The organism is Micromonospora sp. NPDC048887, assembly GCF_040649715.1.
GTDB lineage: Bacteria > Actinomycetota > Actinomycetes > Mycobacteriales > Micromonosporaceae > Micromonospora.
The window spans coordinates 141119-154641 of the sequence record NZ_JBEZGA010000001.1 but is presented as its reverse complement, the minus strand read 5'-3'; the positions used below and the strand labels follow the sequence as shown (position 1 = coordinate 154641).

Annotated in this window: 16 protein-coding genes; 11 read left to right on the top strand and 5 right to left on the bottom strand. The window is 71.8% G+C overall.

Features of this window, described 5'->3' with window-relative positions; all coding sequences use genetic code 11:
• Window positions 1–332: 332 nt before the first annotated feature.
• The 3 genes from nrdR (at window position 333) to AB0C17_RS00720 (ending at window position 4142) form a co-directional block, all read left to right on the top strand.
• Window positions 333–833, top strand: coding sequence for a transcriptional regulator NrdR (gene nrdR, locus AB0C17_RS00730; protein ID WP_013284751.1), 501 nt, complete (start codon window positions 333–335; stop codon window positions 831–833).
• A gap of 34 nt (window positions 834–867) precedes the next feature.
• Window positions 868–3765: a vitamin B12-dependent ribonucleotide reductase gene (locus AB0C17_RS00725; RefSeq protein WP_357476145.1), complete on the top strand. Its 2898-nt coding sequence runs from the start codon at window positions 868–870 to the stop codon at window positions 3763–3765.
• A gap of 140 nt (window positions 3766–3905) precedes the next feature.
• Window positions 3906–4142 (top strand): DUF2188 domain-containing protein, encoded by a 237-nt coding sequence (locus AB0C17_RS00720; RefSeq protein ID WP_357382604.1) that lies wholly within the window; start codon window positions 3906–3908, stop codon window positions 4140–4142.
• A 106-nt stretch (window positions 4143–4248) separates the two neighbouring features.
• On the opposite strand, the gene AB0C17_RS00715 is transcribed toward AB0C17_RS00720, so the two are convergent.
• Complete coding sequence (locus AB0C17_RS00715) at window positions 4249–4437, bottom strand: DUF397 domain-containing protein (RefSeq protein ID WP_357382606.1); 189 nt, start codon at window positions 4435–4437, stop codon at window positions 4249–4251.
• Window positions 4438–4454: 17 nt separating this feature from the next.
• Window positions 4455–5345 (bottom strand): DUF5753 domain-containing protein, encoded by an 891-nt coding sequence (locus tag AB0C17_RS00710; RefSeq protein WP_357382608.1) that lies wholly within the window; start codon window positions 5343–5345, stop codon window positions 4455–4457.
• A gap of 82 nt (window positions 5346–5427) precedes the next feature.
• Between AB0C17_RS00710 and AB0C17_RS00705 the strand changes: the two genes are divergently transcribed.
• From AB0C17_RS00705 to AB0C17_RS00690, 4 genes are all read left to right on the top strand, one after another.
• Window positions 5428–5616, top strand: a complete 189-nt coding sequence (locus AB0C17_RS00705) for a hypothetical protein (RefSeq protein ID WP_357476143.1) — start codon at window positions 5428–5430, stop codon at window positions 5614–5616.
• Window positions 5617–6003: 387 nt separating this feature from the next.
• Window positions 6004–6183 (top strand): hypothetical protein, encoded by a 180-nt coding sequence (locus AB0C17_RS00700; protein WP_357382612.1) that lies wholly within the window; start codon window positions 6004–6006, stop codon window positions 6181–6183.
• 49 nt (window positions 6184–6232) lie between these two features.
• Window positions 6233–7168, top strand: coding sequence for a DUF2332 domain-containing protein (locus tag AB0C17_RS00695; protein ID WP_357382614.1), 936 nt, complete (start codon window positions 6233–6235; stop codon window positions 7166–7168).
• A gap of 123 nt (window positions 7169–7291) precedes the next feature.
• Entirely contained in the window at window positions 7292–7933 is a 642-nt protein-coding gene (locus AB0C17_RS00690; RefSeq protein ID WP_357382616.1) for a class I SAM-dependent methyltransferase, read from the top strand.
• A gap of 59 nt (window positions 7934–7992) precedes the next feature.
• On the opposite strand, the gene AB0C17_RS00685 is transcribed toward AB0C17_RS00690, so the two are convergent.
• Window positions 7993–8946 (bottom strand): hypothetical protein, encoded by a 954-nt coding sequence (locus AB0C17_RS00685; protein ID WP_357382618.1) that lies wholly within the window; start codon window positions 8944–8946, stop codon window positions 7993–7995.
• Entirely contained in the window at window positions 8943–9539 is a 597-nt protein-coding gene (locus AB0C17_RS00680; RefSeq protein ID WP_357382776.1) for an RNA polymerase sigma factor, read from the bottom strand. Before AB0C17_RS00680 ends, AB0C17_RS00685 begins: the two co-directional genes overlap by 4 nt.
• A 164-nt stretch (window positions 9540–9703) precedes the next feature.
• On the opposite strand from AB0C17_RS00680, the gene AB0C17_RS00675 reads away from it, so the two are divergent.
• Window positions 9704–9937, top strand: coding sequence for a DUF5522 domain-containing protein (locus AB0C17_RS00675; protein ID WP_357382620.1), 234 nt, complete (start codon window positions 9704–9706; stop codon window positions 9935–9937).
• 86 nt (window positions 9938–10023) lie between these two features.
• Complete coding sequence (locus AB0C17_RS00670; RefSeq protein WP_357382622.1) at window positions 10024–10572, top strand: hypothetical protein; 549 nt, start codon at window positions 10024–10026, stop codon at window positions 10570–10572.
• 74 nt (window positions 10573–10646) lie between these two features.
• Here the strand turns inward: AB0C17_RS00670 and AB0C17_RS00665 are convergent, their stop codons facing one another.
• Window positions 10647–11333: a metal-dependent transcriptional regulator gene (locus tag AB0C17_RS00665; protein ID WP_357476141.1), complete on the bottom strand. Its 687-nt coding sequence runs from the start codon at window positions 11331–11333 to the stop codon at window positions 10647–10649.
• 97 nt (window positions 11334–11430) lie between these two features.
• On the opposite strand from AB0C17_RS00665, the gene AB0C17_RS00660 reads away from it, so the two are divergent.
• Entirely contained in the window at window positions 11431–12288 is an 858-nt protein-coding gene (locus AB0C17_RS00660; protein WP_357476139.1) for a sulfurtransferase, read from the top strand.
• A 47-nt stretch (window positions 12289–12335) separates the two neighbouring features.
• Entirely contained in the window at window positions 12336–13517 is a 1182-nt protein-coding gene (locus AB0C17_RS00655; protein WP_357476137.1) for an acetoin utilization protein AcuC, read from the top strand.
• Window positions 13518–13523: the final 6 nt, after the last annotated feature.

The window sequence follows — 13523 nt, the reverse complement described above, 5'->3', positions numbered from 1 at the left end:
AGGGTACGCCGCTCGAACGGATGTTCTATCCCGGCCGCCCGTGACTAGCACGTGAGGCCGTGCGTTGGGCTCCTCGGCGGCGTGTTGCCGGGCGTGATCCTGGCGACGCGCCGGACACGCCCGCCAACTTGACCTCGCTTGGGGTTCGGCATACGGTCGACCCCTAGATGTAGTAGTCACACGGGCGTAAGTTGCCTACAGGTTGGGTTCGACTACCGAACGCACTCCCGCACCGCGCACTCGGCGACGGTCATCAGACGATGGCCCCGCCGTGCCGACGCGTGCCCGGGGGCCGGTAGGTGTGCCCGCGATCGACGGAGGAGGTCGGGCGAATGCGGTGTCCGTACTGCCGGCACGCCGACTCCCGGGTGGTCGACTCGCGGGAGGCCGACGACGGCCAGCTCATCCGGCGGCGACGGTCGTGCCCGGAGTGCGGCAAGCGGTTCACCACCGTCGAGGAGGCGGTGCTCGCGGTGGTCAAGCGCAGCGGGGTGACCGAGCCGTTCAGCCGTACGAAGATCATCGGTGGGGTGCGCAAGGCATGCCAGGGGCGGCCGGTCGACGACGACTCGATCGCGCTGCTGGCCCAGAAGGTCGAGGAGACCGTACGGGCCAAGGGGGCGGCCGAGATTCCCAGCCACGAGGTGGGCCTGGCCATCCTCGGCCCGTTGCGTGACCTCGACGAGGTGGCCTACATGCGGTTCGCCAGCGTCTACCGCTCCTTCGACTCGCTCGCCGACTTCGAGCGCGAGATCGAGACGCTGCGGGCCGCCGCGCGCGCCCGGGAGGGCGCCGGTGCCGGTGCGGCGGACGCCGCCGGCGCGATCAGCTGACATTTTCGGGTTTCTGACAGGTACACGAGGCGCGGTGGGTGACCGTGCCGACGAGGGGGGCGAGGGCGTGACGACCAGCAAGTCACGGAACAAGGCGGGGGCGGGGCTGAAGATCGAGCGCGTCTGGACGACCGAGGGGGTGCATCCCTACGACGAGGTCGCCTGGGAGCGCCGCGACGTCGTCATGACGAACTGGCGGGACGGCTCGATCAACTTCGAGCAGCGCGGGGTGGAGTTCCCCGAGTCCTGGTCGGTGAACGCGGCGAACATCGTGACCACCAAGTACTTCCGGGGCGCGGTGGGGACCCCGGAGCGGGAGTGGTCGCTGCGGCAGCTGATCAACCGGGTGGTCGAGACCTACCGCACCGCCGGTGAGGAGTACGGCTACTTCGCCACCCCGGCCGACGCCGAGGTGTTCGCGCACGAGCTGACCTGGATGCTGCTGCACCAGGTGTTCAGCTTCAACTCGCCGGTGTGGTTCAACGTCGGCACGCCGTCGCCGCAGCAGGTCAGCGCCTGCTTCATCCTCTCCGTCGACGACTCGATGGACTCGATCCTCGACTGGTACAAGGAGGAGGGGCGGATCTTCCAGGGCGGCTCCGGCGCCGGGGTCAACCTCTCCCGGATCCGTTCCTCGAAGGAACTGCTCTCCTCCGGCGGCACCGCCTCCGGCCCGGTCAGCTTCATGCGCGGCGCGGACGCCTCGGCCGGCACCATCAAGTCCGGCGGCGCCACCCGGCGCGCGGCGAAGATGGTCATCCTCGACGTGGACCACCCGGACATCGAGGAGTTCGTGGCGACCAAGGCGCGCGAGGAGGACAAGATCCGCGCGCTGCGGGACGCCGGGTTCGACATGGACCTGGGCGGCGCCGACATCGTCAGCGTGCAGTACCAGAACGCCAACAACTCGGTCCGCGTCTCCGACGAGTTCATGACCGCTGTGGAGAACGGCGGCGGCTTCGACCTGCGCGGCCGGCTCGACGGGCAGACCATCGAGACGATCGACGCCAAGAAGCTGTTCCACACCATCTCCCAGGCCGCGTGGGAGTGCGCCGACCCGGGCCTGCAGTACGACGACACCATCAACGACTGGCACACCTGCCCGGAGACCGGGCGGATCACCGCGTCGAACCCGTGCTCGGAGTACCTGCACCTGGACAACTCCTCGTGCAACCTGGCCTCGCTGAACCTGATGAAGTTCCTCCGCGCCGACGGCGGCTTCGAGGTGGAGAAGTTCGTCAAGTCGGTCGAGTTCGTCATCACCGCGATGGACATCTCGATCTGCTTCGCCGACTTCCCGACCGAGAAGATCGGTGAGACCACCCGCGCCTACCGGCAGCTCGGCATCGGGTACGCCAACCTGGGCGCGCTGCTGATGGCCTCCGGCCTGCCGTACGACTCGGAGCAGGGCCGGGAGGTGTCCGCCGCGATCACCTCGCTGATGACCGGCACCGCCTACCGCCGGTCCGCCGAGCTGGCCGGCATCGTCGGCCCGTACGACGGCTACGCCCGCAACGCCGAGCCGCACAAGCGGGTCATGCGCAAGCACGCCGCCGCCAACGACGCGATCAAGCCGACCGGCACCGTGGCGACCGCCGTGCAGCGCGAGGCGACCAAGCAGTGGACGCTGGGCAACAAGCTGGGTGACAAGCACGGCTGGCGCAACTCGCAGGCCAGCGTGCTCGCCCCGACCGGCACCATCGGCCTGATGATGGACTGCGACACCACCGGTGTCGAGCCGGACCTGGCCCTGGTGAAGTTCAAGAAGCTGGTCGGCGGCGGCTCGATGCAGATCGTGAACCAGACGGTGCCGCGCGCCCTGCGCAGCCTCGGCTACCCCGAGGAGCAGGTCGAGGCGATCGTCGAGCACATCGCCGACCACGGTCACGTGGTGGACGCCCCGGGCCTCAAGCCGGAGCACTACCCGGTCTTCGACTGCGCGATGGGCGAGCGCTCGATCGCGCCGATGGGTCACGTGCGGATGATGGCGGCGGTCCAGCCGTTCATCTCCGGCGCCATCTCCAAGACGGTGAACATGCCGGAGCAGGCCACCGTCGAGGACGTCGAGAAGATCTACTTCGAGGGCTGGAAGCTCGGCCTGAAGGCGCTGGCGATCTACCGGGACAACTGCAAGGTCGGCCAGCCGCTGTCGGCTGCCAAGCCGAGCAAGGGCGCCGTCGAGGCCCAGGCCCCGGCCGCCGCGCCGGAGAAGGTCGTGGAGAAGGTCGTCGAGTACCGCCCGGTGCGCAAGCGGCTGCCGAAGAAGCGCCCGTCGGAGACCATCTCGTTCTCGGTCGGCGGCGCGGAGGGCTACCTCACCGCCTCGTCCTACCCGGACGACGGCCTCGGCGAGGTCTTCCTCAAGATGTCGAAGCAGGGCTCGACCCTGGCCGGCGTGATGGACGCCTTCTCGGTGGCCATCTCCATCGGTCTCCAGTACGGCGTCCCGCTGGAGACGTACGTCAGCAAGTTCACCAACATGCGCTTCGAGCCGGCCGGCATGACCGACGACCCGGACGTGCGCATGGCCGCCTCGGTGATGGACTACATCTTCCGTCGCCTGGCGCTGGACTTCCTGCCGTACGACCGCCGCGCCGAGCTGGGCATCTTCACCGCCAAGGAGCGGGCCGCCCAGCTCGCGGCCGAGGCGGAGGCGGAGGCGAGCGGTGCGGACCTCACCGCGATGGCCGCCTCCGCCCCGGTCGAGGCGCCCGAGCCGAAGACCGGCCCGATCGCCCAGCCGGCGCAGGAGATGGCCGACGCCGCGGCCGTGAAGCCCGCGCCGTCTGTGGGTTCCAGCACCGAACTGCTGGAGGCCGTGATCGGCAAGGCCGCCGACGCGCCGCTCTGCTTCACCTGCGGCACCAAGATGCGGCCCGCCGGTAGCTGCTACGTCTGCGAGGGCTGCGGCTCCACCAGCGGCTGCAGCTGACGAAAGCAACGAGCCCCGGGCGTTGGCGCGCCCGGGGCTCGTGAGCCGGGACGGAGCCCCGACCTGTTTCCTTGCAGAGACAGATCTTCGCTCCTCCCGGCTCGGTCAAGCAAGTTAATCGAGTAGGAGTGGAGAAAATCATGGCTGATAAGCCCAAACCTGTTCATGTCGTCCCTCGCGACGGCGCGTGGGCTGTGGTCCGGGAGGGAAATCAGCGGGCATCGTCGCTGCACCCGACTCAGGCGGAAGCCGAGAGGGCTGGGCGGCCAGTAGCCCGGGCGGACCAGACGGAGTTCTACCTTCACGGCAGAAACGGTCAAATCCGTGAGCGAGACAGCTATGGGAACGATCCGAATCCGCCCCGTGACTCACGCTGACTAGAGGGCCGGGGCGTACGCGAAGGCGTGCGCCCCGCTTGCCATCATTCGTCCTCGCGGCTGGCTTAAGGGCCAGCGATGAAGTGTATGTACCGGCAGGTCCGGGTTAGCGCAGAGTGCGGAGGAACGCCTGCCATGCCTGACACCCGAAGCGTAGAACGGGACCGGCCGCATCCTTGCTGTCGCGGATCAGGATGTTCTCGCTGACGGCGGCAACCTCTACGCACGCGCCGCCGTTGTTGTCGCTGCGACTCGACTTGCGCCACTTGAGGCCGAGGCGATCCGGGCTTGTCACGGCCACCTCCAGTTCCGTCAGCGTGCCAGCTCATCCGCCAGTTGCCGGATGAGCTTGCGCGACTCTACCGGCCCGAGCGCGGCGGCACGGAGCCGGTCCCACAGCCGAGTGTAGGCCCGCACCGCGTCCGGTCGGTCGAGGTAATCCGCGTCCGTGAACGTCTCTACGTAGATCACATCCGAGCCGGCGTCGTCGCCGAAGCGCAGGATGATGAAGTTGAAGGACGCCGTTTCGTAGGTCTGCGCGTCGAAGGGGAAGACCTGGAGCGAGACGTTCGGCTGGTTGCTCACCTCCACGAGGTGGCGGAGTTGGTCGCTCATGGTGTCGACGTCACCGATGTTCCGCCGGAGCGCGGACTCGCTCAGGATGAAGCTCAGCTCTGGGCCGCTTTCCTGGCGCAAGATCGCCTGCCGTTCAAGCCTGATGGCGACCGTCAGGTCCAGATCCTCGTCGTTGGGGCGCGGGTGGGCGGTGGCGTTCATCGCGCGGATGTAGGGCTCGGTCTGGAGGATGCCGGGAACGACCTCCGGTTGGTACCAGCGAATCTCCGACGCGTCGCCCTCTAGGTCGAGGTACTGGCGGAACCAATCGGGTACGGCGTTGCGGTATGTGCTCCACCGCCCTCGCTGGCGCCCGGCACGAGCGAGTTCCCGTAACGGCTCGGCTTCCTCGCCCGTAACGCCGTACAGGTCGAGCAGGAGATGCAGGTCGGTCAGCTTGATGCCCGACTGGCCCAGCTCGATGCGGCTGATCTTGCTCGCTGCGGCATCGATGACTGCTGCCGCCTCGTCCTGCGTCCTGCCGGCGTGCTCCCGAGCCCGCTTGAGCGCGAGTCCGAGCCGCCTGCGCTGGATTGTCGGGTTGACCATCGGCTGATTATCGCCCTCCGCATCGAGATGACGCGACACGCTCGGCAGGGTTCCAAAACAGGAGTCCAACTTTTAGTCTAGTTGGGCTTCCAAAATGGAAGTCTAAATTTGGGAGGGCGGCATGCGTACTCGTGTGTCGTACGAGGAGTACGTGGTGGCGGTCGCGCTGACCCTCGCTCGGCGGCACCGGCCGGTGTGGTCCTGGCGGCGGTGGCGGCGGATCTGCCGCTGCGGTGCGGAACTGCCGTGCCGCGCACGCCATCGCATCCCGATCCGTCGCGGCCACTGGCCGGGAGGGGAGCAGACGTGACGGAGTCGCAGGTCCGGCAGATCCTGTCGGTGCACGTACCCGGCCTCGACGGCTTCTGCACGGGGTGTCGGGCATGGTGGGCGCGCCTGTCTCCGTACCCCTGTCAGCAGGTCGAATGGGCGGCCCGCCGGCAGGCGCGGACCGCCACCCGGCGCTTCCTGGACGGCCTCCGGTGACCACCCACGGGCCGGTTCTTCCGGTGTGGAGCTGCGGTGGGTGTGGCGCTCCGTGGCCCTGCCCGACGCGGCGTCGTGAGCTGCGGGCCGAGTTCGCCGGAGCGCCGGTGTCGTTGGGCTTGTACATGGGGTCTTATCTGGTGTGGGCGGCGGAGGATCTGACCTGGATGCCGGCCGGGGTGTTGCATCAGCGCTTCCTCGGGTGGGTGCGATGAGTGTCATTCGGCCGGGCGACGAACGGTTTCACTACTGCGACGGCTCGCACCGGTGGGTGCCGCTCGATCCTGACTTCGACCAGGAGATCTGGGAGGCCATGGTGCGCGAGCACCAACAGCGGCACCTGGAGGAGATCTCCCGGGGACTTCGTCCCCGTCGGCCGAAACGGCCGTAGGTGCCCACTGTCACATCCCATCGTGTACGCGAGCTGGAATGCTCGGGGGATGAGCACGACCGACATCTATCGGGTCTTCGCCGAGCGGGAGACGCGCGGCGTGTCCCCGGCGTACGAGCGGTTGTCGCGGGCGGTGGCCGGTGACCCGGAGCTGCTCGCCCTGCTCGACACGCTGCCGCCGGCCAAGCGTCAGCCGAACCTGCTGTTCGGGGTGGTGCGGTTGCGCGGCGGGCCGGTGGACGACCCGGCGGCGTTCCGCGCGTACGTGATCGCGCACTGGCCGGATGTCGCGGCGCAGATGCGGGTGCGGGCGACGCAGACGAACGAGGCCGGGCGCTGCGCGGTGCTGCTGCCGGTGCTCGCCGCGTTGCCGCAGCCGCTGGCGTTGCTGGAGGTCGGCGCGTCCGCGGGGCTGTGCCTCTACCCGGACCGGTACGCCTACCGGTACGGCGACCGGCATCTCGGCGGGGGTGAGCCGGTGCTCGACTGTGACCTGACCGGCGTCGAGCCGCCGCGGCGGCGCCCGGAGGTGGTGTGGCGGGCCGGGCTGGACGTGAACCCGCTCGACGTCACCGCCCCGGCCGACGTGGCCTGGCTGGACGCGCTGATCTGGCCGGAACACCGGCACCGCCGGGAGCGGCTGCGCGCCGCGGCGGCGATCGCGGCGGCCGACCCGCCCCTGCTGGTACGCGGTGACCTGGTCGACGACCTGCCGGCGCTGGCGGCGCAGGCCCCGGCCGGGGCGACGCTCGTGGTGTTCCACAGTTCGGTGCTCTACCAGGTGCCGCCGCCACGGCGGGACGCGTTCACCGCGCTGGTCCGGAGCCTGCCGGGCCACTGGATCGCCAACGAGGATCCGTCGGTGCTGCCCCACGCGGCATTGCCCGAGCCACCCGCCGACGGCTTCCACAACGTCCTGGCCCTCGACGGCCACCCCGTGGCCTGGACGACAGGCCACGGCCAGTCCCTCACCTGGTTCCGCTGACCCACCCGTTCTGTCTTCGTTGATCATGAAGTTGACGGCGCGACACGCCGGGCGCGACGGCCGTCAACTTCATGATCAATCAGGTCGGGCGAGCCGGGCAGGCGGCGACTAGGGTCGGCGGGCGTGACCGAACCTGCCTGGCTGGTCGAGACGCGCGCCGCCTACGACACCGTCGCCGAGGACTACGCGCGGCTGCTGCCCGACGTGGTGGAACCACCGCTGGACCGGGCCCTGCTGGCCGCGTTCGCCGAGACGGTCGGGCCGGGCCGGCCCGTGCTGGAGGTGGGGTGCGGCACCGGTCGTGTCACCGACCACCTGCACCGGCTCGGCCTCGACATCAGCGGGGTCGACCTCTCGCCCGGCATGGTGGCGGTGGCCCGGCGGACGTACCCGGACCTGCGCTTCGAGGTCGGCTCGCTGACCGAGCTGACCGTGCCGGACGGGTCGCTGGCCGGGCTGGTCTCCTGGTACTCGGTCATCCACCTGCCACCGGACCTGCTGCCGGAGGTGTTCGCCGGCTTCCACCGGGTGCTCGTCCCGGGCGGCCACCTGCTGCTCGCGGTGAAGGCCGGCGACCGGCTCGACCGCCGGGAGCAGGCATACGGCCACCGGGTCGGGTACGACGTCTACTGGCTGTCGCCGCAGCGGCTGGCCGCGCAGCTCGCGGCGGCCGGGTTCGCGGTGACGGCGACGACGGTCCGCGCGCCGGCCGACGGCGAGCGGCAGCCCCAGGCGTTCCTGCTCGCGCAGCGTCCGGCCGATTGAACCGGACGCTGCGCGAAGCGCGCCGCCGACCTCGCCGGAACGGGTCGGCAGCGGGACGGTCAGGGCCGCCGCGGAGTCACCGAGATCTGCTCGGCGATCGCGACGACCTGGTCGACGGAGAGCCGCAGCGGCGCCTGCAGGTTGACCACCGCTCCGCCGGGCACCTCGGCCTGCAGGAACCAAATACTGTCGGCGCGGATCAGATGGGCTTCCCGGCCGCCCACCGTGACCTTTCGCTCGTCCCGGGCCCCCATCACGTTGCGCAGCAGGTCCGGGTCACGGCGTGCAACGACCTGCACGGTGAGCGTCTCGTCGGAGGAGTCGCCCTGCAGGGTCAGGATGGTGTCGTTCTTGAAGAAGGCGAGCCGCCAACCGCGTGGCGCCAGCCGGACCCGCAGCGGCACCTGCTGCGGCTCGTCGACGAGGTGCTCGGCCAGCCGGAGTAGCGCCGCGTCGTCGGCGAACATGCCGTGGCCGGTCAGCGACACCCACTGACCGGCCCTGCGTTCCCACGACATGTCGAGCCGGCGGGGTCCGCCGGGGTCCGACTCCTCGTAGATTTCGGCCGGGCGGCCTGCGACGGTCACCGGACGCGACGTCGTCGCGATCCGTGCCGGTCGGCTGTCCCAGACGAAGAGGTAGACGTCGTCGGTGGCACCGCGGGACAGGTATACGGCGAGAAACTGGCCCGGAGCGTAGCTGTAGCGAGGTGGGTCCAGCGTCGCCGGCCGCGACCGCAGGGTCAGCGGAAACTCCGGGATCGTCGCAGCCACCAGGGTCAACGGCTCCGCCGATCGGTCGAGCGGACGTACCGCGAGGCCAATGCCCGCCCCGGCCGCCATCGTGGCCCCGGCTGCCACCAGGAGCGTCCGCCGCCGCAGCGGCGGAACGGTCCGGCGTACGGATGCGGCGGCGAACTCGCCGGCGAGGCGGTCCCGCGCGAGGCGGAGCGTCTCGGTGGACGGTTCCGGGGCGTCCGGCCCGTGCGTACGCAGCAGGTCGATCTCGTTCATGTCGGCTCCTCGGGGGCGAGCGCGAGTCGGGTGAGTCGGCGGGCACGGTGCAGGCGGGAGCGGACGGTACCGAGCGGGATGTCGAGCACGGCGGCGATCTGCTCGTACGACAGGTCCGCCCACGCGGTGAGCAGCAACACGTCCCGGTCCCGCCGGTGCAGCGATGCCAGGGCCAGGGCCAGGTCCCGGCGCAGGGCGGCGGCGTCCAGCCGGTCGACCGCGTCCTCGATTACCGGCGCTGCGACCTCGCCGGCGGCGAGCCGGGCCAGCGCGCGGTAGCGGCGTTCCTCGGTCCGCACGTGCCGGCGCACGAGGTTGGTGGCGATCCCGAAGAGCCACGGCCGTACGCCGACGTCCGAGGTGTACGACGCCCTCCGCCGGAATGCGACCAGGAAGGCCTCGGCCAGTAGATCGTCCGCCGGCGCACCGATCCGGCGAGCCAGATAGCGGTGCACGGGGACGGCATGCCGGTCGAACAACGGACCGAACCGCTCCGGCTCGGCGACGGACGCGCGGATCACGTCGTCGTCCGACGGCTCGTCGGGCGGCCCGACCCCAGGAGATTCCCGCTCGTGGGCCTCGGCCCGGCGCATTTTGTTCGTCACACCCGTTCATGCCCGGTCGGCGCGGACCGGTTCACGGCGCAACCGCATCCGCTCCTAGTGTCCCTCCCGAACGGCCGGCGCGACGGGAGGTACCGGCGTGAGCACCCAGGGCGTCGCGCGAGGGTAAGGAGGCTACTCCGTAGACTCCAGCGGTGCGTGACGAGCTGGCGGACCGGCCCCTGACCGAACCGCACCCGTCGCGGCTGTCGCCGGACCACCCGGAGCGGGAACGAATCCTGGCCGCGCACGCCGCCGCACTGGCCGCCGGGGAGGCCGGCTACCTGGACCCGGAGACCGGGCTGTTCGTGCTCAGCGCGGGCTTCCTGGCGAGGCGCGGCACGTGCTGCGGGCGAGGCTGCCGGCACTGTCCGTACGTGGCCGATTAGGGGCTTCCGTCCCCGCTGGGGCACCCCGTACGGTGTCCGACGGAACTCCGGCGGGTCGGACCCGCCGCCGACCGCGGAGGTCTCCCGTGCGCGCCCGAATCTGGCTGGCCGTTCCGGCCGTCCTGCTCGCCGCCGGCTGCGCCGAGGAGGCGCCGACCGGGTCCGGACCGCCCGCTCCGCCCCCGCCGGTCCCGGTGGCGGCGGCGTCCTCGGGCGGGGCGTGCCGGCTGCTCGACTTCGCGGTGATCGCCGAGCACACCGGCGGCACGTTCGATGTGGCGGCGGCCACGGAGCGGGGCGACACCCACACCTGTGTGGTCCGCGCGGCGAGGGCGGTGCTGCCGGAGCTGACGCTGTCGGTGACGGAGACGTCGATCGACGCGGCCACGTTCACCTTGGACGTGCAGCCCAGCGGCGCGGCGAAGATCAGCAAGCTGGGCAAGGCCGCCTACCGGCGCACGCTGCCCAAGACCGCGAAGTCCGGACCGGCCGCCGAGGTCGGCTGGCTGGCCACCGAGGGCCGGCTCGCCACGCTGCGCTGGACCGCCCCGCCCGGCACCGCGAAGGCGGAGGCGGACAAGACGGCCGGCAAGCTGGTCACGCTGGCCAAGGTGATCGACACAAGGCAGCTCTGACCGGAGGTCGCCATAGCAGCTCTGACCGAAGGTCGCCATAGCAGCTCTGACGGGACGTCAGGGCCGCCGGAGAGTCAGCGGGCCGCGACGAACACCCGGGACGCCACCTCGCGGGGCAGCCGGACCCGGTCACCGGAGCGGTCGATCGAGACGGCGTCGCGTTCCTGCGCCACAGTCACCGTCGCGCCCGGGTCGACGCCGGCGGCGTGCAACTGCCGGAGCACGTCCGAGTCGGTCTGCACGCTTTCGCAGATCCGCCGCACCACGACGGTGCCGGACAGGCCGGGGAAGGCCAGGTTGCGCTCACCCTCGACGGCGTCGGCGGGCACCAGGCCCGGGTCACCCAGCTCCTCCAGGCCCGGGATCGGGTTGCCGTACGGCGAGCGGGTCGGGCGGTTGAGCAGGTCGAAAACCCGCTTCTCCACCGCGTCGCTCATCACGTGCTCCCACCGGCAGGCCTCCTCGTGGGCCTCCTCGTAGGGCATCCCGATCACGTTGACCAGCAGCAGCTCGGCCAGCCGGTGCTTGCGCATCACCGACACGGCGGTGCTGCGGCCCTGCGGCGTGAGGGTCAGGTGCCGGTCGCCCTCGACGGTGAGCAGGCCGTCGCGCTCCATGCGGGCGACGGTCTGGCTGACGGTCGGGCCACTCTGCTTCAGCCGCTCGGCGATGCGGGCACGCAGCGGCGGCACCCCCTCCTCCTCGAGTTCGAGGATGGTGCGCAGGTACATCTCGGTGGTGTCAACAAGGTCGTGCTTCACGTCTACGGCCTCCCGGCCCCCGATGGTACCCGCTCCCACCGGCCATCGACGCAGGCGAAGCCGGAGGTGGCGGCCCGGATGGTGTTGACTGGACCGCATGCCCGCCACCGCAGACCTGCTGGTCGAGCCCGACCGGCTCGCCGCCGAACTCGACCACGCCGACCCGCCGACCCTGCTCGACGTCCGCTGGCGGCTGGCCGGCCCGCCCGGCCGCGAGGACTACGCCGCCGGCCACCTGCCCGGCGCGGTCTTCGTCGACCTGGACACCGAGCTGTGCGGGCGGCCGGGCGCCGCCGGGCGGCATCCGCTTCCGGACCCGGCGGCGTTGCGGGCCGCGCTGCGGGCCGCGGGCGTCCGCGCCGGTCATCCCGTGGTGGTGTACGACGGCGGCGACGGGATGTCCGCCGCCCGCGCCTGGTGGACGCTGCGCTGGGCGGGGCACCGGCAGGTGCGGGTGCTGCACGGCGGCTTCCCCGCCTGGACGGCCGCCGGGCTGCCGGTCGACACGAGCGTGCCCGCTCCGGCGCCCGGTGACGTGACGGTGGTGCCCGGCGCGTTGCCGGTGCTCGACGCCGCGCAGGCCGCCCGGCTCGCCGCCGCCGAGCCCGGCGTGCTGCTGGACGTACGGGCCGCGCCGCGCTACCGGGGCGAGCACGAGCCGGTCGACCCGATCGCCGGGCACGTGCCGGGCGCGGTGAACGTGCCCGCACCGGAGTACGTCACGCAGGGCAGGTTCGCCGGCGTCGAGGCGCTGCGGGAGCGGTTCGCCGCCGCCGGGGTGGACGCGGACGCGCCGGTCGGCGCGTACTGCGGCTCTGGAGTGACCGCCGCGCAGGCGGTGCTCGCGTTGCACCTGGCCGGCCGACCGGACGCCGCGTTGTACGTCGGCTCGTGGAGCGAGTGGGTGGCCGACCCGGACCGTCCGGTCGCGACCGGTGGCACGTCCGGCCGGTGAGCGTACGTCGGGTGGGCGCACCCGGGCCCACGTGCGACGATGGCCGCATGGCCGACGACACGGTGGTGGTGTGGGACGAGGCTCTCCTCGCCTACGACATGGGCGACCATCCCCTCGACCCGGTGCGGGTCGAGCTGACCATGGCACTCGCCCGCGAGCTGGGTGTGCTGGACCGGCCCGGCGTGCGGCTGGTCAAGCCCGAGCCGGCCGACGACGCGCTGCTCACCCGCGTACACGATCCGGCCTACCTGGACGCGGTCCGGTCCGCGCCGCGTGACCCGCTGTTCGCCGGCTTCGGTCTGGGCACCTCGGACAATCCGGTCTTCGACGGGATGCACGAGGCCAGCGCGCTGATCGCCGGCGCCACGACGGCCGCCGCCGAGGCGGTGTGGCGCGGCGACGCCCGGCGCGCGGTGAGCGTGGCCGGCGGGCTGCACCACGCCATGCCCGCCCGGGCCGCCGGGTTCTGCGTCTACAACGACCCGGCCGTGGCCATCGCCCGCCTGCTCGACCTCGGCGCGCAGCGGATCGCGTACGTGGACGTGGACGTGCACCACGGCGACGGCGTGCAGGAGATCTTCTACCGCGACCCGCGGGTGCTCACCGTGAGCCTGCACGAGACGCCGCTCGCGCTGTTCCCCGGCACCGGGTTCCCGGACGAGACCGGCGGGCCGGGCGCGGAGGGCACCGCCGTCAACGTGCCGCTGCCGCCGGGGGTCGGCGACGCCGGCTGGCAGCGGGCGTTCCACGCGGTCGTGCCGTCGGTGCTGCGCGCGTACCGGCCGCAGGTGCTGGTCACCCAGTGCGGCGCGGACGGGCACCGCAAGGACCCGCTGGCCGACCTGCACCTGTCGGTGGACGGGCAACGGGCCACGTACCGCACGCTGCGGGCGCTCGCCGACGAGCTGTGCGACGGCCGCTGGGTCGCCACCGGCGGCGGCGGGTACGCGCTGGTCGAGGTGGTGCCCCGGGCCTGGACGCACCTGCTCGCGATCGCCACCGGCGAGCCGGTCGACCCGGCCACGCTGACCCCGCCCGGCTGGCGGGAGCTGGCCGCCCGGCGGCGACCCGGGCACGAGGTGCCGGTGCGGATGACCGACGGCGTCGACCCGTCGTACCTGCCGTGGCAGCCCAGCGGAGAGCCGAACGCGGTGGACCGGGCCGTCGCGGCCACCCGCAAGGCCGTCTTCCCGCTGCTCGGGCTCGACCCGCACGATCCGCGCGACTGAGCCGGC

Coding starts and splice junctions, on each gene's coding strand:
- nrdR (WP_013284751.1), top strand. CDS start 333: ATGCGGTGTCCGTACTGCCGGCACGCCGACTCCCGGGTGGTCGACTCG.
- AB0C17_RS00720 (WP_357382604.1), top strand. CDS start 3,906: ATGGCTGATAAGCCCAAACCTGTTCATGTCGTCCCTCGCGACGGCGCG.
- AB0C17_RS00705 (WP_357476143.1), top strand. CDS start 5,428: ATGCGTACTCGTGTGTCGTACGAGGAGTACGTGGTGGCGGTCGCGCTG.
- AB0C17_RS00700 (WP_357382612.1), top strand. CDS start 6,004: ATGAGTGTCATTCGGCCGGGCGACGAACGGTTTCACTACTGCGACGGC.
- AB0C17_RS00695 (WP_357382614.1), top strand. CDS start 6,233: ATGAGCACGACCGACATCTATCGGGTCTTCGCCGAGCGGGAGACGCGC.
- AB0C17_RS00685 (WP_357382618.1), bottom strand. CDS start 8,946: ATGAACGAGATCGACCTGCTGCGTACGCACGGGCCGGACGCCCCGGAA.
- AB0C17_RS00680 (WP_357382776.1), bottom strand. CDS start 9,539: ATGCGCCGGGCCGAGGCCCACGAGCGGGAATCTCCTGGGGTCGGGCCG.
- AB0C17_RS00660 (WP_357476139.1), top strand. CDS start 11,431: ATGCCCGCCACCGCAGACCTGCTGGTCGAGCCCGACCGGCTCGCCGCC.
- AB0C17_RS00655 (WP_357476137.1), top strand. CDS start 12,336: ATGGCCGACGACACGGTGGTGGTGTGGGACGAGGCTCTCCTCGCCTAC.